Annotated in this window: 22 protein-coding genes and 1 tRNA gene; 14 read left to right on the forward strand and 9 right to left on the reverse strand. The window is 60.0% G+C overall.

The annotated features are described in order from the left end of the window. The first annotated feature begins 9 nt into the window (after positions 1-9). From AU074_RS18565 to AU074_RS18590, 6 genes are all read left to right on the forward strand, one after another. A complete protein-coding gene (locus AU074_RS18565) occupies positions 10-642 on the forward strand; it encodes an urea amidolyase associated protein UAAP2 (protein WP_076015953.1) in 633 nt (210 codons plus the stop codon). A 304-nt stretch (positions 643-946) separates the two neighbouring features. Further along, the gene (gene uca / locus AU074_RS18570) at positions 947-4,576 is read left to right on the forward strand and encodes an urea carboxylase (RefSeq protein ID WP_076015954.1); all 3,630 of its coding nucleotides are present in this window, start codon (positions 947-949) and stop codon (positions 4,574-4,576) included. A 73-nt stretch (positions 4,577-4,649) separates the two neighbouring features. Beyond that, complete coding sequence (locus AU074_RS18575) at positions 4,650-4,862, forward strand: cysteine-rich CWC family protein (RefSeq protein WP_076015955.1); 213 nt, start codon at positions 4,650-4,652, stop codon at positions 4,860-4,862. Beyond that, complete coding sequence (locus AU074_RS18580; RefSeq protein ID WP_076015956.1) at positions 4,862-5,554, forward strand: pseudouridine synthase; 693 nt, start codon at positions 4,862-4,864, stop codon at positions 5,552-5,554. The genes AU074_RS18575 and AU074_RS18580 overlap by 1 nt, the downstream gene beginning before the upstream one ends. A gap of 305 nt (positions 5,555-5,859) precedes the next feature. Then, positions 5,860-6,744: an alpha/beta fold hydrolase gene (locus AU074_RS18585; RefSeq protein ID WP_076015957.1), complete on the forward strand. Its 885-nt coding sequence runs from the start codon at positions 5,860-5,862 to the stop codon at positions 6,742-6,744. 137 nt (positions 6,745-6,881) lie between these two features. Beyond that, positions 6,882-6,955 (forward strand) — tRNA-Gly (locus AU074_RS18590). Positions 6,956-7,062: 107 nt separating this feature from the next. On the opposite strand, the gene AU074_RS18595 is transcribed toward AU074_RS18590, so the two are convergent. From AU074_RS18595 to AU074_RS18605, 3 genes are all read right to left on the reverse strand, one after another. Then, positions 7,063-7,512: a GNAT family N-acetyltransferase gene (locus AU074_RS18595; protein ID WP_076015958.1), complete on the reverse strand. Its 450-nt coding sequence runs from the start codon at positions 7,510-7,512 to the stop codon at positions 7,063-7,065. Between the two features lie 80 nt (positions 7,513-7,592). Continuing rightward, on the reverse strand, positions 7,593-7,832 hold the full coding sequence (locus tag AU074_RS18600) for a DUF6124 family protein (protein WP_076015959.1): 240 nt from the start codon (positions 7,830-7,832) through the stop codon (positions 7,593-7,595). Positions 7,833-8,150: 318 nt separating this feature from the next. Further along, positions 8,151-9,047 (reverse strand): SDR family oxidoreductase, encoded by an 897-nt coding sequence (locus tag AU074_RS18605; protein ID WP_076015960.1) that lies wholly within the window; start codon positions 9,045-9,047, stop codon positions 8,151-8,153. A 95-nt stretch (positions 9,048-9,142) separates the two neighbouring features. On the opposite strand from AU074_RS18605, the gene AU074_RS18610 reads away from it, so the two are divergent. The 3 genes from AU074_RS18610 to AU074_RS18620 all read left to right on the forward strand — a co-directional run bounded on the left by AU074_RS18610 (position 9,143) and on the right by AU074_RS18620 (position 10,721). Next, complete coding sequence (locus tag AU074_RS18610; protein WP_076015961.1) at positions 9,143-9,955, forward strand: helix-turn-helix transcriptional regulator; 813 nt, start codon at positions 9,143-9,145, stop codon at positions 9,953-9,955. 161 nt (positions 9,956-10,116) lie between these two features. Beyond that, positions 10,117-10,410, forward strand: a complete 294-nt coding sequence (locus tag AU074_RS18615) for a type II toxin-antitoxin system RelE/ParE family toxin (protein WP_063032679.1) — start codon at positions 10,117-10,119, stop codon at positions 10,408-10,410. Positions 10,411-10,412: 2 nt separating this feature from the next. Continuing rightward, the gene (locus tag AU074_RS18620; RefSeq protein WP_003212064.1) at positions 10,413-10,721 is read left to right on the forward strand and encodes an addiction module antidote protein; all 309 of its coding nucleotides are present in this window, start codon (positions 10,413-10,415) and stop codon (positions 10,719-10,721) included. Here the strand turns inward: AU074_RS18620 and AU074_RS18625 are convergent. Together AU074_RS18625 and AU074_RS18630 are read right to left on the reverse strand one after the other, a co-directional pair. Then, on the reverse strand, positions 10,714-11,904 hold the full coding sequence (locus AU074_RS18625; protein ID WP_076015962.1) for an MFS transporter: 1,191 nt from the start codon (positions 11,902-11,904) through the stop codon (positions 10,714-10,716). The two genes, AU074_RS18620 and AU074_RS18625, sit on opposite strands and share 8 nt — an antisense overlap. Further along, positions 11,901-13,064, reverse strand: coding sequence for an MFS transporter (locus tag AU074_RS18630; protein ID WP_076015963.1), 1,164 nt, complete (start codon positions 13,062-13,064; stop codon positions 11,901-11,903). The genes AU074_RS18625 and AU074_RS18630 overlap by 4 nt, the downstream gene beginning before the upstream one ends. A gap of 95 nt (positions 13,065-13,159) precedes the next feature. Between AU074_RS18630 and AU074_RS18635 the strand changes: the two genes are divergently transcribed. The 4 genes from AU074_RS18635 (at position 13,160) to AU074_RS18650 (ending at position 15,498) form a co-directional block, all read left to right on the forward strand. Then, positions 13,160-14,068 (forward strand): LysR family transcriptional regulator, encoded by a 909-nt coding sequence (locus AU074_RS18635; protein WP_076015964.1) that lies wholly within the window; start codon positions 13,160-13,162, stop codon positions 14,066-14,068. 171 nt (positions 14,069-14,239) lie between these two features. Beyond that, positions 14,240-14,422 (forward strand): type II toxin-antitoxin system HicA family toxin, encoded by a 183-nt coding sequence (locus AU074_RS18640; protein WP_076015965.1) that lies wholly within the window; start codon positions 14,240-14,242, stop codon positions 14,420-14,422. A 23-nt stretch (positions 14,423-14,445) separates the two neighbouring features. After that, positions 14,446-14,856, forward strand: a complete 411-nt coding sequence (locus tag AU074_RS18645; protein ID WP_003212074.1) for a type II toxin-antitoxin system HicB family antitoxin — start codon at positions 14,446-14,448, stop codon at positions 14,854-14,856. Positions 14,857-14,988: 132 nt separating this feature from the next. Continuing rightward, entirely contained in the window at positions 14,989-15,498 is a 510-nt protein-coding gene (locus tag AU074_RS18650) for a methylated-DNA--[protein]-cysteine S-methyltransferase (RefSeq protein WP_076015966.1), read from the forward strand. Here AU074_RS18650 and AU074_RS18655 read toward each other — a convergent pair. Next, on the reverse strand, positions 15,468-16,271 hold the full coding sequence (locus tag AU074_RS18655) for a GNAT family N-acetyltransferase (protein ID WP_076015967.1): 804 nt from the start codon (positions 16,269-16,271) through the stop codon (positions 15,468-15,470). The two genes, AU074_RS18650 and AU074_RS18655, sit on opposite strands and share 31 nt — an antisense overlap. Before the next feature lie 177 nt (positions 16,272-16,448). On the opposite strand from AU074_RS18655, the gene AU074_RS18660 reads away from it, so the two are divergent. Then, positions 16,449-16,862, forward strand: a complete 414-nt coding sequence (locus AU074_RS18660) for a low affinity iron permease family protein (protein WP_076015968.1) — start codon at positions 16,449-16,451, stop codon at positions 16,860-16,862. A gap of 56 nt (positions 16,863-16,918) precedes the next feature. On the opposite strand, the gene AU074_RS18665 is transcribed toward AU074_RS18660, so the two are convergent. From AU074_RS18665 to AU074_RS18675, 3 genes are all read right to left on the reverse strand, one after another. After that, complete coding sequence (locus tag AU074_RS18665; RefSeq protein ID WP_003212082.1) at positions 16,919-17,446, reverse strand: DUF4142 domain-containing protein; 528 nt, start codon at positions 17,444-17,446, stop codon at positions 16,919-16,921. Between the two features lie 176 nt (positions 17,447-17,622). Beyond that, positions 17,623-18,027, reverse strand: coding sequence for a fosfomycin resistance glutathione transferase (gene fos, locus AU074_RS18670; RefSeq protein ID WP_076015969.1), 405 nt, complete (start codon positions 18,025-18,027; stop codon positions 17,623-17,625). A gap of 27 nt (positions 18,028-18,054) precedes the next feature. Then, on the reverse strand, positions 18,055-18,978 hold the full coding sequence (locus AU074_RS18675; RefSeq protein WP_076015970.1) for a LysR family transcriptional regulator: 924 nt from the start codon (positions 18,976-18,978) through the stop codon (positions 18,055-18,057). Between the last annotated feature and the right edge of the window lie 10 nt (positions 18,979-18,988).

Consider the following 18,988-nt stretch of genomic DNA (forward strand, 5'->3'; position numbering starts at 1 on the left):
GGACCTGCCATGTCTATCGCACTCGCCAACCAACCGGACGCCGCCGTGTACCGCGCGACCATCCCCGCCGGCGAACCCTGGCTGATGGAAGTCAAGGCCGGCCAGACCTTGCGCATCCTTGACCTTGAAGGCAACCAGGCGGTCGACACGTTGTTCTACAGCCTGAAAAACCCCAAGGAACGCTACGACGTGCAGCGCACCTTGCGCCGGCAAAACAGCGTGTACCTGAGCACCGGCAGCGTGCTGTATTCCAACCTCGGCCAGCCGATGCTGACCATCGTCGACGACACCTGCGGGCGCCACGACACCCTCGGCGGCGCCTGCGCCCAAGAGAGCAACACCGTGCGCTACGCCCTGGAAAAACGCTACATGCACAGCTGCCGCGACAACTACCTGCGGGCCTGCGCCCACGATGGCCGGCTGGGCAAAGGCGACATCGGACCGAACATCAATTTCTTCATGAATGTGCCGGTGACCGCTGATGGCGGGCTGACGTTCGAGGATGGTATTTCCGCCCCCGGCAAATACGTCGACCTGCGGGCCGAGATGGACGTGATCGTACTGATCTCCAACTGCCCGCAACTGAACAACCCGTGCAACGGCTACAACCCCACCCCGGCGGAGTTACTGGTATGGAACTGAAAATGAAGCGGTTGCGTCAGTGGTTGTTCGCCCTGTGCCAGGCGCGAGCCGGGCAGTGCCTCAAAAAGCGCTAAGGATCAAATGTGGGAGCGGGCTTGTGTGGGAGCGGGCTTGCTCGCGAAAGCGGCGTATCAGGCGACTGATGTATTGACTGAACCACCGCATTCGCGAGCAAGCCCGCTCCCACACTCGACCTCCCACACTGACTGCATGCGCTCCGGACGACCGTAGCGCCATCCACATTTGCGGGACGGCCCGCATCCCAGGACAAGGCCGGACATGCATCGGCCTGCGGGGTTTTGCCATGTTCGAAAAACTGTTGATCGCCAACCGTGGCGCCATCGCCTGCCGCATCCTGCGCACCTTGCGTGAGCTTTCGGTCAAGGGCGTGGCGGTGTATTCCGAAGCCGATGCCGCCAGCCTGCACATCCAGCAAGCCGACGAGGCCTACAGCCTGGGCGAAGGCGCGGCGGCCGGCACCTATTTGTCGGTCGAGAAAATCCTCGCCACGGCCAAGGCTTGTGGCGCCACCGCGATCCATCCCGGTTATGGCTTTCTTTCGGAAAACGCCGCCTTCGCCGAAGCCTGCGAAACAGCGGGCATCGCCTTCGTCGGCCCGACGCCAGAGCAGCTGCGAGTGTTCGGCCTCAAGCACACCGCGCGCGCGTTGGCCAGGCAGCACAACATCCCGCTGCTGGAAGGCACCGAACTGCTCAATAGCCTCGACGCTGCGTTACTGGCCGGGGAAACCGTGGGCTATCCGATCATGCTTAAAAGCACGGCGGGCGGTGGCGGGATCGGCATGCGCGTATGCAACAACGCCGATGAATTGCGCGACTGTTTCGAAGCGGTCAAACGCCTGGGCCAGAACAACTTCAGCGACGCCGGTGTATTTATCGAAAAATACATCCAGCACGCCCGGCACTTGGAAGTGCAGGTGTTTGGTGATGGGTGTGGCGAGGTGATTGCTCTCGGTGTGCGCGACTGTTCGGTGCAGCGGCGCAACCAGAAAGTGCTCGAGGAAACCCCTGCGCCGAACTTGCCCGACGGGATGGCGGATGAGCTGTGCCACGCCGCAATCACCCTGGCCAAGGCCGTGAATTACCGGAGCGCCGGCACGGTGGAGTTTATCTTTGATAGCGCCGATGGCCGCTTCTATTTTCTGGAAGTGAACACCCGATTGCAGGTGGAACACGGCGTCACCGAGCAAGTGTGGGGCGTGGACTTGGTGCGCTGGATGGTGCAACTGGCCGCCGGCGAAATGCCGCCGCTGCGGGATCTGGAATTGAAGCCTCACGGCCACGCGATTCAGGCGCGCCTGTACGCCGAAGATCCGGGACGGGATTTTCAGCCGAGCCCGGGGCTTCTGACCTGCGTGGATTTTCCGGTCGCTGAAGGCCTGCGTGTCGACACCTGGGTGGAGGCCGGTTGCGAGATCCCGCCCTACTTCGACCCGATGATCGCCAAGCTCATCACCTGGGCGCCGACCCGCGAACAGGCGCGCCTGGATCTGCATCAAGCCCTGACCAGCAGCCAGCTGTACGGCGTGGAAACCAATCGCGATTACTTGCGCCAGATCCTGCTCGCCGCGCCGTTCGCCAGTGGCCGGCCGTGGACGCGCTGCCTTGAGGATTTGGTCTACCGCGCAGACACGTTTGAGGTACTCAGCGCCGGGACACAAACCAGTGTCCAGGACTATCCGGGGCGCCTCGGTTACTGGGCCGTGGGCGTGCCGCCGTCAGGGCCGATGGACAGTCGCGCACTGCGTCTGGGTAACCGCTTGCTGGGCAATGCCGAAGGTACTGCCGCGCTGGAAATCACCATGAGCGGGCCAATGCTGCGCTTCAATTGCGCGGCAGTGGTGACGGTGACCGGGGCGGACATTGCGCTGCGGTTGAATGATGAAGCGGTGCCAATGAACACTGCGCTGCTGGTGCCGGCGGGCGCGACCTTGAGCCTGGGCGCCCTCGCCGGGGCCGGCGCGCGCAGCTACCTTTGCCTGCGCGGCGGGCTGCAGGTTCCCGATTATCTGGGCAGCAAAAGTACCTTCACCCTTGGACAGTTTGGCGGGCATGGCGGACGGGCGTTGCGGGCGGGTGACGTGTTGCACTTGCTGCCGTTGGAAGATGTCAGTTGCGGCAACACGTTAGCGCCTGAACCGCTTGCCGAGGTGCGAACACTGCGGGTGATCTACGGCCCTCACGGCGCGCCGGAATACTTCAAGCCTGAGTACATCGAGACGTTCTTCGCCACTCAGTGGGAAGTGCATTTCAACTCCAGCCGCACCGGCGTGAGGTTGATCGGGCCAAAGCCATTGTGGGCGCGTACGGATGGGGGTGAAGCGGGACTGCATCCGTCCAACATTCACGACAATCCCTATGCGATTGGCGCGGTGGATTTTACCGGGGATATGCCGGTGATCCTCGGCCCCGACGGCCCGAGCCTGGGTGGGTTTGTGTGCCCGGTGACGGTGATCGAGGCGGACTTGTGGCAGTTGGGCCAGCTCAAGGCGGGTGACAAAATCCGCTTCACTCCGGTCGACATCAAGACCGCCCGAAACCTGGCCCTGAAATGGGATCAAGTGTGGGAGCCGGGCTTGCTCGCGATGCAGGCAACTCGGTCCGACAGGCAAACCGAGGCGATGCTTTCGCGAGCAAGCCCGCTCCCACATTTGATTGAGTCGCCTGTTGTTCTGGACATCGGCCAAGCCGACACCCGCCTCGTCGCCCGCCTCGCCGGCGACACCCACCTGCTCCTGGAAATCGGCGCTCCTGAACTCGACCTAGTCCTGCGCTTTCGCGCCCACGCCCTGATGCAAGCCTTCGAAAGCCGAGCCCTGCACGGCGTCATCGACCTGACACCCGGCATCCGTTCCCTGCAAATCCACTACCAGCCCGAACAACTGCCCCTCGCCGACCTCTTGGCGTTGATCACCACCGAATGGCACGCCGTCTGCGCCAGCCAAAACCTGCAAGTGCCGTCGCGCATCGTCCACCTGCCACTCTCCTGGGACGACCCCGCCTGCCAACTGGCCATCGAAAAATACATGACCACCGTGCGCAAGGACGCCCCGTGGTGCCCAAGCAACCTGGAGTTCATCCGCCGCATCAACGACCTGGCCAACCTCGACGAGGTGCGCCACACCGTGTTCGACGCGAGCTACCTGGTGATGGGCCTGGGCGACGTCTACCTCGGCGCGCCCGTGGCCACGCCGCTGGACCCGCGCCACCGCCTGGTCACCACCAAGTACAACCCGGCACGCACCTGGACCGCCGAAAACTCCGTGGGCATCGGCGGCGCCTACCTGTGCGTGTACGGCATGGAAGGCCCCGGCGGCTATCAGTTCGTCGGGCGCACCTTGCAGATGTGGAACCGCTACCGCGAAGTCGCGGCGTTCGATGGCAAACCGTGGTTGCTGCGCTTCTTCGACCAGATCCGCTTTTACCCAGTGAGTGCGGATGAGTTGGTGCAGATCCGCCGGGATTTCCCCCTTGGGCGGTTTGAACTGAGCATCGAACACAGCCAGTTGAACCTGACGGATTACCAGGCCTTTCTCGCGCAGGAAGCCGAGAGCATTGGCGAGTTTCGCGGGCAACAGCAGCGCGCGTTCAACGCCGAACGCGAACGCTGGATCGCCAGCGGCCAGGCGCATTTCGACAGCGAAGAGCTTGCGGCGCCATTGGGCGAAGATACGCCGTTGCAGGCCAACGAATACAGCATCGACAGCCACATCGCCGGCAACCTCTGGCAAGTACAGGTGAGCGCTGGCGAACACGTGGCGGCGGGTGATGTGCTGGTGATCCTGGAGTCGATGAAAATGGAAATCCCGGTACTCGCGCCGTTTGCCGGCACTGTCAGGGAAATCCCTGTGCAACCGGGCAGCGGCATTGGCGCCGGGCAACGGGTGGTCGTGCTGGAGCGTGATTTGCAATAACGCCTCGGGGCTGTATCGTGCAAGGTACACCGGGTTTCACCGGGACCTTGTCCGATACAGCCTGAACCGACCGATGACCACGCCAACCCTCTGCCCCGCCTGCGGCGCCCGCAACGATTGCGCCCTGGCCGACCCGCGCACTGCCGACCAGGCCTGCTGGTGCTACAGCGTCAGCATCGACCCTGCGGTGCTTGAAGCCTTGCCGCCGGAACTGCGCAATAAAGCCTGCCTGTGCCCGCGCTGTGCCCAGGTGGACGAGCAACTGCGCGGCGCCGAGCCCACGTAATGCGTGTCGACCGTTTCCTCAGCAACCTGCCCCGTTTCAACCGCAAGCAAGTACGCCTGTTGCTGGTGGAGCGGCGGATCACCGTCGACGGCCAGACAGTCAGCGACCCGCATCACCCGGTGAGCGAGTTCAGCCGTGTGCTGCTGGATGGTGAAGTGCTGCAAGCGGGCAAACCCGCGCGCTACTTCATGCTGCACAAACCCCAGGGTTGCGTGAGCGCCACCGCCGACCCGCAACACCCCACCGTGCTTGACCTGCTGGACGAACCGGACAAGCACGAGCTGCACATCGCCGGCCGCCTGGATTTCAACACCACCGGCCTGCTGCTGATCACCAACGACGGCCAGTGGTCGCGCCGCCTGACCCAGCCGCAAACCAAATTGCCGAAGGTCTACTACGTCGAGACAGAGCAAAACATTGGCCCGGAATACGCAGCCACCTTTGCCGCCGGCCTGTACTTCGCGTTTGAAGACCTCACCACGCAACCAGCAGAACTTGAGCTATTGGGCCCCAGAACGGCGCGCCTGAGCATCATTGAAGGGCGTTATCACCAGGTGAAACGCATGTTCGGGCACTTCAACAACAAAGTGACCCGCCTGCACCGCGAGCGCATGGGGCCTTTGGAATTGGACTCAGCCCTTGCCCAAGGCCAGTACCGGGCGCTTACGGACGCTGAAATCCAACAGGTCTGATGACCGTTCAGCCGATGATGGCAAAAAACCACGCCATCGACTGGCGAACTGGCATCCCTGATGCTTGAATCAACCGAGCCAGCCGCAAACTGACTGGCGAGTCACCCCTACCTACAAGAAACACTTTGCCCGTCCGCACGCTTGATCTGCGGGCATCTCACGGCAAATTGCCCGCCATAACAACACCCGTCGGCCAGCCAGCACCGGATCGACATGGGCCCTCACTTCCAGGCGTATGCCTACCTGTCACAAAGCTCGTGCAGAGTGATCTGCGCGCATTACCCGCTTGCCAGGAGTCTTACGACATGAGGCCAGAAATCGCTGTGCTGGATATACAGGGTCAGTATCGGGTTTACACGGAGTTCTATCGCGCGGACGCAGCTGCCAAGACCATCATCCTGGTCAACGGCTCAATGGCCACCACTGCGTCTTTCGCCCAGACCGTGAAAAGCCTGCATCCGACGTTCAACGTGGTTTTGTACGATCAGCCCTACGCCGGTCGCTCAAAAATCCACAACCGCCACGAGCATATGCTGACGAAAGAAGTCGAGGGCCAGATCCTTCTGGAACTCATCGACCACTTCGCCGCCGAACACGTGCTGTCCTTTTCCTGGGGCGGCGCCGCGACCCTCGTCGCCCTCGCCCACCGCCCGCGCCGTGTGGAAAAGGCCGTGATCAGCTCGTTCTCCCCGGTGATCAACGCACCGATGCGCGACTACCTGGAGCGCGGCGTCGACTACCTCGGCAGCCTCGACCGCGACCGCGTGGGCAACCTGGTCAACAGCACCATCGGCAAACACCTGCCGTCGCTGTTCAAACGCTTCAACTACAAACACGTGAGCAGCCTGGCCGAGCATGAGTATGGGCAGATGCACTTTCACATCAGCCACGTGCTCAACAGCGACCGGCTTTGCTACCTCAAGGCGGCGAAGCAGATTGATATTCCGGTGTTGTTTTTGAACGGCGAATGGGACGAGTACACCAGCGCCCAGGATGCCAAGTTGTTTGGGCAGCATATTGCGAAAAGCAGCTTCGGGACGATTCAAGCGACCGGGCACTTTTTGGATATGGAGCACAAGGCTGCTTGCCGGGATAGCCGGGAGGCGTTGATGGGTTTTTTGAGGCCGGAGCAGCAACCGAGCCGGTTGCGGTACCACGCGTCGCAGCCACAGCATGCATTTGCCGTATGAGCGGTGGGGTTGTGGGTGGGCTGGATTTCCATAGGGGTCCGCCTGCCCACGGCCGACCGTTGGCACGTAAAACACAGAATTTTCGAAGAAAAACTTCAAATCCGCGAGCACATCTGGTACAAAGTCAGCCGCTCTGAGCGGGTATAGTTTAGTGGTAGAACGAAAGCTTCCCAAGCTTTAGATGAGGGTTCGATTCCCTCTACCCGCTCCACTCAGATTTTGGTCCAGCGTCAGGATGGTTTTGACGGGGGATGTGTAAAAAAAAACCGGTCCTTGGTGGCCGGTTTTTTTATGCTCGAAATTTGAGAGGGCTGCCGATCACCGAATAACCTTGAAATAGACAAGCTCCGGATCATCCTCATCCAGATTCTCAATAACGCCACTGCGCAAGAATCCAGCCTTGGACATGAGTTGCTGTGAAGCGACGTTTGAGCGGTTCGTTGAGGTGAAGAGCTTGTCCGTTTTACACGCGGATTCGGCGGCAACAAGCAGCAGAAGCGCGATACCTTTGCGCTGATGTGCAGGAGAGATAACCACCAGTGAAACAAAGCCATTCCCGAAGAAATCGTGGGTAAGTACGAGATAACCGACGACGCTGCCGGACTCTACTGCAACCAGGCATTGACGCCTCTCAACGGCCTCGCGAATAAGCTCGCCACGGCTGACATTCGATTTCGCGAAAGCGTCGAGTTCAACCATTGCACTCACGTCTTCAAGCGTTGCCTCTCGGATGAACGGGGCTATTTTGGTTTCGCTGTTCCAGGTCATCGGTGCGGACTCCCAACACATCAAAATCGGCTGCCCTTCCCTTGGTATGTGCGGCCTGGAAGGGAAAGCCTGTTACAAATTCAAGAAACGCAATCCACGCGGTCCTGCACGGCTTCTACCAGCAAAAGCCCCAGCTCAATCATTTGCTGAATCGCCAAGGCCAGACAGCGATGCTCGTCTGGCAGGTTATCGGCAAATTCATTGGTCATTGCGCCAGCGCCGGCAATGGTTTCGTAGGCGTTGGCGAGCAATGCATCGGTGCCGATTTCGGGACGTACGCTGAATATTCTTACGGGTGAATTATACGAGTCAGTACACATCTGTTGATCCTCAAGAAGGACCACCACCCAGTCTTACGGAAATTAGGGTGGCAGCTGTACGCAGGTTAGTAGACCGGGAAGTTTCAGAACCGGCGCGCCCGAAGACGCCCTGCGCACAGCTACCATTAGGCACAGGCAATAAAATGCCTGACCGACAGAACAGCCGTACGCCAAAACTTCACAGGGCTACTAAACCCGACCGCTGATGGGCAGCGGCTGACGAACCTTAAAGAGGTCGCCCAAGGCGTACAACCGGGACGATTCTGATGGTTGTGTAGGCAATGGAGCAAGGTTCAAATGTTCAGACCAATCCGCGCTTCAGCCTTCAATTCCCTCCAACTGCGCAAGATCCGCAAGCAACCCCGGCCCCACAGGCTCCCATCCCAACTTCTTGCGCGTGATCGCACTGGATGCCGGCATATCGTGAGCGGTAAACCTTGCCAACCAACCAAAAAACCCCTGAGCCTCTTGTGCCGAAATGGATTTAACCGGCAACCCTAGCCGCGTCCCCAACACCTCGGCAATCTCCCGCTGCGACACACCCTCCTCCGCCACCGCGTGATACCTCGTGCCCGGCTCCGCCTTTTCAATCGCCAGTCTGTAGAGCCGAGCTACATCCAGAATATGTGCCGCCGGCCAACGGTTTTTCCCGTCGGCGATGTAAGCGCAAACACCCTTCTCGCGATACAACTCGATCACCGGGCTAACCAGCCCCTGCCTGACGGTGTCGTGTACTTGAGGCAAACGCATCACCGACACATTCACCCCCGTCGCGGCTACAGCGTTAGCCGCTTCTTCCGACGCTGCACGAGGAATTTGCGCTGAGGTAACCACCGCACCATCCTCCGTCGCCAACTGCCCCGGCACGGTGCTCGCGATCCCGACACCGGAGGTAATGATCAGTGGTCGATCCGACCCGGCAAGTGCGTCTCCCAATGCCCGGATAACCCGGCGGTCATCCTCGCAGTTCGCGACGAATTTCGAGAAGTCATGATTGAACGCCAGGTGAATCACGCCATCCGCCTGGGCAACACCAGACTTGAGGCTTTCCAGGTCCTCAAGCGACCCACGATGTACCTGAGCCCCGGCGGCCTCCAGCGCCGCCACCTTGTCATCCGAGCGGCACAACCCCTGCACCTGATGGCCCGCCGAGATCAATTCCTTGACGACAGCCGACCCGATAAATCCGCTGGCACCCGTGATAAATATGCGCATAAACCGTATCTCCGTGTGTATTCAGAGACTAATCTGTGCGCTTGCCCTATACGGGTAAAGTAGTGAAGTTATCAGGGTATAGAGGCTAACAGGCTATGAGTGGGAACCCGTTGGGCAGCTATCTGAAAGACCGACGTACCCGGCTTGATCCGGCGGCATTCGGCTTCTCATCGGCACGACGGCGTACGCCAGGTTTGCGCCGCGAAGAGGTGGCCCAACGCGCGAACATCAGCCCCACCTGGTACACCTGGCTCGAACAGGGCCGTGGCGGCGCGCCGTCGGTGGAAGTGCTGGAGCGGATTGCCCAATCCCTGATGCTGACCGATATCGAACGCGAGCATCTGTTCCTGCTGGCCTTCGGACGCCCACCCGAAGTGCGCTATCAGCAAAACGAAACGGTGACGCCACGCCTGCAACGGGTGCTGGATGCCTTGAACCCCAGCGCCGCGATCCTGCGTACGGCGACCTGGGATGTGGTGGCCTGGAACCAGGCGGCGTCGGTCATGTTGATGGACTACGGATCCCAGGCGCCGGAACAGCGAAATATTCTGCGGTTCATGTTCCTTGATCCCAATTCCCGCGCGGCCCAATACGACTGGGAAAGCGTGGCGCGGTTTGTGTTGGGGGCTTTCAGGATTGATACGGCGCGCTCAGGCGCGGCGGAGCAGGTGCAGCCGCTGGTGGATGAACTGTGTCGACGCAGCCCTGAATTTAAGGCGATGTGGAGCGAAAACGATGTTCAGGGTGCCCATGGTGATCGCATCAAGCGAATACGCCATTCGGTGTTGGGGCCGATCGAATTTGAGTATTCGGTGTTTGCGGTCGATGGGCGCAAGGATCTGAATATGGTGGTGTACAACCCGGCGACGCCGGAGGATGCGCAGCGGATCGCATCCTTGATGGATTAGGGGTCAGCAACTGCAAGAGACTTCGACACTGCAATCGCTCGCAACAAGAGAGCATTTGAATCCTTGGCCTTACTCACATCATTCTCCTGCGCCTAACCGCACCGCGCGCGCGTGCTCATGCCTATTGCCAGTCAGTATCCATATGGATACAGTGAGAACCCGTGAACTATCTTGTCCAGCAAACGCAGACCTTCATTACCTGGCATTCAGCAATACGTGATTTACGCGCAAAAATCGCCATCGCCCGGCGCATCGATCGCGCATCTGCTGGCAATCTGGGCGATATAAAGACGGTAGGCAATGGTGTCTCGGAAATGCGCGTAGATATCGGTCTGGGTTATCGAGTGTATTTCACGCAGCGAGGAAGAACCGTCATCGTCTTGCTGGCCGGTGGCGACAAATCCTCACAAGACGCCGACATCCGGCGAGCAAAAAAACTGGCAAAGGAAGTTTGATAATGAGCCAAACACTGACGACATTTGATATGGCAGCACTGCTCGACAGTGACGAAGCCATCAGCGAATACCTTTCTCAAGTCCTGGCAGACGGCGATAACGAGGAGTTCCTCAGGGCCGTCGGGTACGTGGCCAAAGCTCGTGGAATGGCGCGGGTCGCGACCGATACGGGCATGGGCCGTGAAAGCCTGTACAAGGCATTTGCCCCTGGAGCAAAGCCCCGCTTCGAAACCGTACTTAAGGTGCTTCACGCCCTGGGTATCGATCTGCAAGCGCAGCCGGGGCATGTCGCCAATCATTCGATTATTTGAGTGAGCAACCCCGCTGCACCACCCACGCCAACGGCAACGTCAGCAACAACATCCCCGCCAGCACCATCACCGCCACCGGCACGCCCATCGAGTCCCCCAAGCCACCAAACAGTACCGGCGCCAGTGCGCCGCCGCCGATGGTGCCGGTGTAGAACACCGCAAATGCCTGTTCTCGTTTCCCCGCGCGGGCCAGGTCCGGGACCGCGCCGTAAAGCACCGACGACGTGCCATTCAGCGCCAGCCCCAACACCGGCAACATCACCATCAACCCGCTCAACGGCAGGTACACCGCCGCGACGATCAACAGCGCTGTGCTGGTCTCCGTCAGCCATACGGTTTTCATCATGCCGATACGTGCGCCGAGGTAGCCGCAAAGCAATTTGCCGAAGGCGCCGCCGATAAACAGCATGGTCAGCGCCAGGCCAATGCCCGCAGTACCAGCGCCTTTAGCTTGCAGAAGAAAGGGCAAAAACGTGAGAAAGCCCATGCGCACGGCACTGTCGAGTGTGCCCGTAACGATCAGCGCTCGCAGGCCGCTGACCGAGCCACTGCCTACCAGTGTCTTGGCGGCTTTTCCGGAAGTGGATGAAGCTGCCTGCGTGGGTATCAGCCACCACAGCAACCCCGCTGCCGCCAATCCCAGCAGGCCCAACAACGTGACGCTCGCTCGCCAACTGATGACGGTCAGCAACAGGCCAACCAACCCGGGAACCAGGGTTTTACCAATGTCCCCGGAGAAGTTGTATTGAGACAGCGCCTCCTTGACCCCGCCTCCTCTCTCATAGCTGTCGGTGATCATCGAGGAAGCCAGCGGGTGTTGAGTACTCGCCCCTAGCCCACCCAATAGCAGCGCCAGCAACAACATGCCCAACCCGGTCGCCTGCCCCACCAACAGATAGGCAAAACCGGCAAGCGCCGTGCCACCCACCAGCATCGGCGTGCGCCCCCAACGTTTGGCAGCGCGGCTGGCCATTAGTTGGAACACTGCCATCATCCCGGAGTACGCCCCACGCAGCAGGCCGATCTGGGCGTAAGTCATGCCGAACTGCGCTTGCCAGATCGGCAGCAGCACGTAGATCACATCGGTCAGGCCATCATGAATGGCGTGGGCGCTGCACCCTGCGATCAACGAGCGGCGGCGGGCGGAAGTCTCGGGTACCGGCAGGGCAACGGCGTCGTTCATGAGGTCTTGCTCAGTTCAGGTTGGAGGGGCTTCCAGCCCGCCAGGGCGATCACCAGTGACAGTAACTGGAAACCGATGATCAGCGCTACGCATCCCGTCCAGCCCCAGCGTCCCCAGATCAGCGCGGGGGCGATGGCGCCGAAGCTGCCGCCCAGGTAATAGCAGGTCAGGTAGAGGCCCACGGCGCCGGCCTTGTTGTGGCGGGCGGTGGCGGTAGTGAAGGCGCTGGCGGCGGCCTGGGCGAGGAATACGCCGGTGGAGCTGAGGGCCAGGCCCAGTACGATGCACCACAGGGACGGCAATAAGGTCAGCGCCGAGCCGCAGACGCCGAGTGCCGCAGCGGCGGTCAGCAGCTCGGATTGCGGGCGGGATTTGCTCAGGCGCCCGGCGATGGGGATCACCACCAGTGCCAGCAGGAACACCAGGTAGAGGGTGCCCAGCGCCGCCGGGCCGAGGTCGAAGGGGGCTTGGCTGAGGTAAAGTCCGGCGTAGGTAAAGGTCGCCACTTGGGAGAACAGCACGCAAAATCCTACAGCGTAGGCTGCCAACAGCGGAGTGCTGAGCACATCGCTCCAGGTAGTTGCAGGTTGGGCAACACGGGGAGGATTGTCCGGCAGCAGAAACTGGATAAACCCGCCCACCATCAGGCTCAACACCGCCAACAGTTCAAAGGCTTCACGCCAGCCGACATACTCGGTCATCACCCCGCTGACGAAGCGCCCGGCAAAACCGCCGAGCACGGTGCCGGCCACGTAGAGGCTGGTGACTTCGGTCACGGTGCCGCCGCGCCAGCGATCGCCGATGTAGGCCACGCTGGTGGCAAACACTACCGGAATCAGCATCCCTTCGATAAAGCGCCACACCAGCAACTCGGCAAAGCTGCTGGCATAGGCGGTCATCAGCGCCGGCAGCGCCAGCAACAGCGCGGCCACCGAGATCACGGTGCGTTGCTCAAACCGCCCGGTCAGGCGGCTGACAAACGGCGCCGTCAGCGCCACCGCCAACGTAGTGACGGTAATGCTCCAACCGGCGGCCTTGGCGCTCACTTCAAAGTTGGCGGCAAGCGTCTGCAAAATGCTCTGGGTGGCGTAGAGGTTGAGAAACGCCGCGCAGCCACACAGGAACAGGGCAAGACGGGCACAATGCAGGCGCGGTTTCATGAAACCTCTCGTTTTATTATCAGAGGCCTTTATAGAATGACCCGCACACCCGAGACCAATACCGATTTCGGACCGATCAATACCCCGGGGCCAGGATGCTCGACCTACGCAAGCTGCGTTACTTTCTGACCGTCGCCGAAGAATTGCACTTCGGCCGCGCCGCCCTGCGCCTGCACCTGGCCCAGCCACCGTTGACCCGGCAGATTTCCGCGCTGGAGGCTGAACTGGGGTTTCGCCTGTTCGACCGCACCAGTCGCACGGTTTCGCTCACCGCCCAAGGGCGCTCGTTTCTGCCCTATGCACGGGCGGTGCTGGAGCAGGTCGACCTCGCCGAGGTCATTGCCGGCAAACTGGCTGCAGGTGCCGCCGGGCAACTGGCGCTGGGTTATGTCAGTTCCATAGCCCTGTCGGATTTGTTCAGCCAGGCGATTCAGGCCTTCGCCCAACGCTTTCCCGATGTGCAATTGACACTGGTGGAATGCGCCTCCGGGAGCCTGGGCGCACAGGTGGCTGATGGGCGCCTGGATATTGGCCTCAGCCGGTTACTGCCCCGGGAAGGTCAAACTGAGGTGCAAGCATTGTCGTTGGGGGAGGAGCGGCTGGTCGCTGCGGTGTCCAGCGACAGCCCGTTGGCGAGCCAGGCCGAGGTCAGCCTGGCGCAGCTGAGCGTGTATCCACTGATTCTGTTTCCAGCCGATTACGGCTCGGGCCTCAACCAGTCCATCGAGCAGCTTTATCGGCATAAGGGTTTGCCACTGCGAGCCGGGCCTTCGGGGCGGCAAATCACCTCGATCATTGCGCTGGTGGCGGCGGGCCAAGGTGTGGCACTGGTGCCGGAATGCACTCAGAGTTTGATGAATAAGGGCGTGACGTATCGGCCGTTGGTGGACGAGGATGCCTATGCTCGTTTACTTGTTCTGACGCGCAACGATGTAAGCAGCTTGATGGTTAGGGCATTTTTGAGCGTGATTGATGAGTTGCTACAGGCTCGTCAGCAAGCCTGATTGCTCTGCCGAAAAACCTCGCAATACCTCCGCCGGGCGCAGTCCCCACACGCTCATACACTGCATACGCCACCTACAGAAACATCGGTCGTCGACCGCTGGTAGGTAGAGTGTTGATAATTTATCTTCAGTGGTTATAGTCACCACCAACACACACCACAAGGAGGTGATGTGGACAGCCGATATTTGATAGGTCACATCGTTGCGGATGGCTGGTATCTGGTGCGAATCAGAGGCAGCCATCACCATTTCAAGCACCCGAAAAAGCCGGGGCTGGTGACGATCCCCCATCCTAAAAAGGACCTGCTGGACAAGACCGCAAAGAGCATTTTGAAACAAGCGCTGCTCAGCTAACACGTTCGTGGAGGACGACAAACATGCTGTACCCAATCGCAATTTCAACCGGTGACGAGGACCATGCCTGGGGTGTGGAAGTCCCGGACATTCCCGGTTGCTTCTCAGCTGGAGATGATCTGGACGACGCCATGGCCATGGCCCGCGAAGCGATCGAAGGCCACTTCGAGATCCTCGCAGAAGACGGTGCGCCCATTCCTACAGCACAGAAAGTCACCCTCCATGCCGCTAACCCGCAATATGCCGGCTGCACTTGGGCGGTGGTGGATATTGATGTCACCAAGTACCTGGGCAAGGCACAGAAACTCAATATCACGTTGCCCGGCTATCTGCTGAACCGCATTGACGAATACGTCCTGCATCATCCGGAAGAAAAAAGCCGTTCGGGCTTTCTTGCGTCTGCTGCGCTCAAGGTATTGCAACAGGACCGATAACAGCACTTGAGCACGCGATGGATACCTCTACTGAACGACTACTTACGGCAGTGAATTCGACCGCAAGAAACGTAGTTCCACTCTGGACCGGCCCGCCTACAGTAGAGCCGTACACCCTCAAGGAGCCCGACCATGTCCTATGAATACCAATACATGCCCTCCCCCGTCGGCCAACTGACTCTCGTCGCCCGTAACGGAAAACTCACCGCCATCCTCTGGGAAAAAGAGCGCCCCAACCGTGTTCGGCTGGGGGTCCTGCAAGAGGCCAACAACAGCCCGGTGTTGCGGGAAACCGAGCGGCAGTTGAAAGAATACTTCGCCGGTACCCGCAACCGTTTCGAGCTGGAACTGGACTTTGCCGGCACCGACTTCCAGAAGAAAGTCTGGCAGGCGCTGTTGACCATCCCGTTCGGACAGACCCGCAGCTACAGCCAGATCGCCGCACAGATCGGTAACCCCAAGGCAGTGCGTGCGGTGGGCGCAGCCAATGGGCGCAATCCGATTTCGATTGTCGCACCGTGCCATCGGGTGATCGGTGCTTCAGGCGGCTTGACCGGTTTCGCCGGCGGGCTTGAAGCCAAGCAATACCTCTTGGAGCTTGAGGATGGCGTTCAGGCACAAACGCCATCCGGTTCCGCTTGAACCACGGCCTCACGCATGAACACCTGATATTCGAACAACGGGTTGAAACCCTGCTTGCGATAAAGCGAGAAACCCTGTGACGTTGCCTCAAGAAAGCAGCGCCGGGCGCCCAGGGCCTGGGCATGAGCCAGTGCCGCGTGAATCAGTTGGGTGGCATAGCCTTTACCCCGCCAGGCGATCTCAGTCGCGATGTCATTAAGCCGGGCCACGCCATCGCACATCGATAACGTCAACGAACACACCACACCGGCGCTGACTGACAGTGTGAAGTGGTAAAGGGCTTGATCGCTGTCCAGGGCTCTCTGATGCCGTGCCTGATAGTGCCCGACACTGCCCTGCGACATCCCGAACGCCCGGCCAATCGGGCCGGCCCATTCGCTCAAGTGCCGAGTCAGCTGGACGTTCGGATGGCTGTCTCCCGACACCGGGATAAACGTCGATAGTTCCAGGAACATGGCTGTCGTCCGCTCTGTTGCAACAAAGCCCATCCCTGTCAGCACTTCGCCCAGGCCCTCCACCTTGTCGTCATGAATCAAGACACGTGTCGGCAGTGGGGTACGGCGAATCAGCTCCAGCGGAGCGTCCATTGAGTGCTCCAGTGCCGAACTGCCCACCAGGACAATCAGCAGGTTCCAGGGGACGGAATGCTCGTCGGCAAAATACGCATTTACGCAGGCACTGTAGCGGTGAAGCAGCGGGCAGAGCGCCGTTAAGAAATGCTCTTCGGTATGGTGATAAAGGGTAACCAAATCGCAGGTTGCGGTGGAATGCATGGGGCAAGTCCGGACAAAAGCCTAGTCTTCCCCTCCGCGCTTCAAGGCAGCGTAGGACCCGTCCTAAAGGGCCAACGGAAAAACATACAATTCTGCTCAAAACTCATTTGTTAAAAGAAATTTCAGAGCACGCCTGCGGTCAGTATTTTCATCACCCACCCTTTAAGGAAAACGGTCATGAAATTCTCCGCAGTCTCACAGTCCCTGTCCCGCTGGGCAGGCAGTGCCCGCACGTTCTACGCGGCGGTAGCGTTGATCTTCCTGTGGAGTTTGAGCGGGCCTTATTTCCACTACAACGACACATGGCAGCTGATCATCAACACCTCCACCACCATCATCACCTTCCTGATGGTGTTCCTGATCCAGAACACGCAAAACCGCGACAACGACATTTTGCATATCAAGATCGACGAACTGCTGCGCGCCACCAAGGACGCGCAAAACGCGGTGCTGAGCCTCGATGGCCTTGATCGCAAGCAGCTTGAGAAATTGCGCAAGGAATACAAGACCATGGGCGACAGCGAAACCATCACCGTCACTACGCTGACGACTGAGCGCGAACAGCCCAAGACCGACCTGAATCAAGCATAAAAAAACGGCGGTTGGAGCTTATCCAACCGCCGTTTTTTATGAACGACTCAAGGCAATCAACCGTCGCCTTGGTGACCTTTACCGTAAGTCGACGCCAGCGCCCGGGCTTTCTCCAGGCGCTCCTCCAACTTGGGCAGGGTCTCATCCACCAGGGCCTTTATTTCCGGAATATCCGACTCGGCGCCTTCCTGCTTGAACAAGGCGATCGCGTCTTCATTGGCCTTGATCTGCTGGGCGGTGTAGGCGGCGTCAAACGAATCGCCGTCCTTGAGCTCGGGCATCAGCGATTCGGCCTTGTCGACGATCTTGTCCCGTGGGGCCACCGGCAAATCGAGCTTCTTGGCGATGGCCGCCAGGTGCTGATTGGCCAGGGTGCGTTCATTGATGACTTCGATGGTGTAGTCCTTGATCTCTTGGGACGAAGTCTTGGCGTGTGCCATGCGGCTGGTCTCGATATCGGCCATGCCCTTGGCCGAAGCCTGCTCGATGAAATCGGCAGGCGACTGGGCGAAAGCATTGCTGGCGCCGAGGCCCAGCAGCATCGCGAAACTGGCGGTGCGTAACCGGATAGCCATGCGGCTCATGATGGGTTCCTCCAGGTAATAAACAGGTGCAGGGAAACGAACCCCGCCATGAATCTGAATTTTCAGGGCGATAAAGGTTTAGAAAAAACTTGTCAGTGCGACGAACGGTCGTCAGGCCTTGCTGCCAAACAGGCCCGGTAACGCACGGGGCTGGAAGCGTTCTGCCTGTTCTGCTGCTAAGGATAAAACTTCATCCCTACATACGGCTTATCGCGACAGGCTTGCAGGCGTGACGCCAAGTCACCAACGTGAACCTCAAGCTTGTGACCGTCGGGATCAAGGAAATAGAACGAAGCGCCTTCACTGCGGTTGTCGCGCCATTCGGCTACACCGACGGCTCGCAGGCGGGCCACCGCTGAGGCAAAGTCCTCGGCAGCAACGGTGAACGCATAGTGGGTGTATCCGGCAGCGGGTGTACTTAGTGACTCTAAGGACAAGCACAACCAGAGCCCCGGCAGCGACAGGTAGGCGCCGTTGTCCCAGGTCGCGTCGAGGCGCAGTTGCAGCAGCTCATTGTAGAAACGGATGCTGCGGTTCAAGTCGGTGACGGAGAGAGTCAGGTGATTGAGGCCTAAGAGCATGGAGTTCTTCCTTAAACACTGTGCTTATCAAACGCGCTCAAACAATACACCCTGCACCTGCCCATTCAACCACTGCAACGCCGGGTCTCCACCGCGCCGCGAATGCCATGCCAGCACAAACGCAAACGACGGGATATGAAACGGCGGCGGCACGGCCAGTAGCCGTTCGTGATCAATGTTGAGCAGCCCGCGAGACGACACGGTAAGAATCAGGTCCGTGCCCTGGATCAACTGCGGCGCGACACCCCAATGAGGCAAGCTGATAGCCACGTGCCGGCGCTCACGAATCGCCGTCAGCGCCCGTTCGATTTCCGGAGTGCCGCTGCCGCGCATTTCCAGCAACACGTGGGGCCGCGCCAGGTAGGTGGGCAGGTCAAGCACGCCGTTGTCAGGCAGGCTGTCACGGTCCACCAGGCATACGTAATGCTCTTCAAATAACGGCGTGCTGCGCAGTTCGGCAGGCATGTCGGGAAACACCCCGGCAGCCAGGTCGATGTCGCCATTGAGCACGCCATCCAGCATGCCTTCGCGGCTGGCCTGGATAATCTGCAAATCAATCCCCGGCGCTTCCCGGCGCAAAGTGCGCACCAGCTCCGGCAAGAAAATCGCCGCGCCGTAGTCCGACATCGCCACCCGAAAAGTACGTTTGGCCGAGGCCGGATCAAAGCGATTGGGCGCCAGCAACGCCTGCACCTGGGCCAACGCCTCCGCCAGCGGCATTGCCAGTTCCAGGGCGCGCGCGGTGGGCACCAACGAGCTGCCCTGGCGTACCAGCAACGGATCACCGAGCAAATCCCGCAACCGCGCCAGGGCGTGGCTTACCGCCGGCTGGCTCAAGTGCAAGCGCTCGGCGGCACGGGTGACGTGCTGCTCGCTGAGCAAGGCGTCGAGGATCACCAGCAGGTTAAGGTCGATGCGTCGAAGATCATTCATCAGCTGCATGTTCTGCATAAGAACTTGG

This window comes from Pseudomonas sp. ATCC PTA-122608, assembly GCF_001952855.1.
In the GTDB taxonomy this organism is placed as follows: Bacteria; Pseudomonadota; Gammaproteobacteria; order Pseudomonadales; family Pseudomonadaceae; genus Aquipseudomonas.

What these genes read in the sequence shown, in the direction of transcription:
- AU074_RS18600 (WP_076015959.1), bottom strand. Translation starts at nt 7,832, where the DNA reads ATGTGTACTGACTCGTATAATTCACCCGTAAGAATATTCAGCGTACGT.
- AU074_RS18650 (WP_076015966.1), top strand. Translation starts at nt 14,989, where the DNA reads ATGTCCTATGAATACCAATACATGCCCTCCCCCGTCGGCCAACTGACT.
- AU074_RS18625 (WP_076015962.1), bottom strand. Translation starts at nt 11,904, where the DNA reads ATGAACGACGCCGTTGCCCTGCCGGTACCCGAGACTTCCGCCCGCCGC.
- AU074_RS18620 (WP_003212064.1), top strand. Translation starts at nt 10,413, where the DNA reads ATGAGCCAAACACTGACGACATTTGATATGGCAGCACTGCTCGACAGT.
- AU074_RS18630 (WP_076015963.1), bottom strand. Translation starts at nt 13,064, where the DNA reads ATGAAACCGCGCCTGCATTGTGCCCGTCTTGCCCTGTTCCTGTGTGGC.
- AU074_RS18565 (WP_076015953.1), top strand. Translation starts at nt 10, where the DNA reads ATGTCTATCGCACTCGCCAACCAACCGGACGCCGCCGTGTACCGCGCG.
- AU074_RS18610 (WP_076015961.1), top strand. Translation starts at nt 9,143, where the DNA reads ATGAGTGGGAACCCGTTGGGCAGCTATCTGAAAGACCGACGTACCCGG.
- AU074_RS18660 (WP_076015968.1), top strand. Translation starts at nt 16,449, where the DNA reads ATGAAATTCTCCGCAGTCTCACAGTCCCTGTCCCGCTGGGCAGGCAGT.
- AU074_RS18605 (WP_076015960.1), bottom strand. Translation starts at nt 9,047, where the DNA reads ATGCGCATATTTATCACGGGTGCCAGCGGATTTATCGGGTCGGCTGTC.
- AU074_RS18645 (WP_003212074.1), top strand. Translation starts at nt 14,446, where the DNA reads ATGCTGTACCCAATCGCAATTTCAACCGGTGACGAGGACCATGCCTGG.
- fos (WP_076015969.1), bottom strand. Translation starts at nt 18,027, where the DNA reads ATGCTCTTAGGCCTCAATCACCTGACTCTCTCCGTCACCGACTTGAAC.
- AU074_RS18665 (WP_003212082.1), bottom strand. Translation starts at nt 17,446, where the DNA reads ATGAGCCGCATGGCTATCCGGTTACGCACCGCCAGTTTCGCGATGCTG.
- AU074_RS18580 (WP_076015956.1), top strand. Translation starts at nt 4,862, where the DNA reads ATGCGTGTCGACCGTTTCCTCAGCAACCTGCCCCGTTTCAACCGCAAG.
- AU074_RS18635 (WP_076015964.1), top strand. Translation starts at nt 13,160, where the DNA reads ATGCTCGACCTACGCAAGCTGCGTTACTTTCTGACCGTCGCCGAAGAA.
- AU074_RS18595 (WP_076015958.1), bottom strand. Translation starts at nt 7,512, where the DNA reads ATGACCTGGAACAGCGAAACCAAAATAGCCCCGTTCATCCGAGAGGCA.
- AU074_RS18575 (WP_076015955.1), top strand. Translation starts at nt 4,650, where the DNA reads ATGACCACGCCAACCCTCTGCCCCGCCTGCGGCGCCCGCAACGATTGC.
- uca (WP_076015954.1), top strand. Translation starts at nt 947, where the DNA reads ATGTTCGAAAAACTGTTGATCGCCAACCGTGGCGCCATCGCCTGCCGC.
- AU074_RS18585 (WP_076015957.1), top strand. Translation starts at nt 5,860, where the DNA reads ATGAGGCCAGAAATCGCTGTGCTGGATATACAGGGTCAGTATCGGGTT.
- AU074_RS18655 (WP_076015967.1), bottom strand. Translation starts at nt 16,271, where the DNA reads ATGCATTCCACCGCAACCTGCGATTTGGTTACCCTTTATCACCATACC.
- AU074_RS18675 (WP_076015970.1), bottom strand. Translation starts at nt 18,978, where the DNA reads ATGCAGAACATGCAGCTGATGAATGATCTTCGACGCATCGACCTTAAC.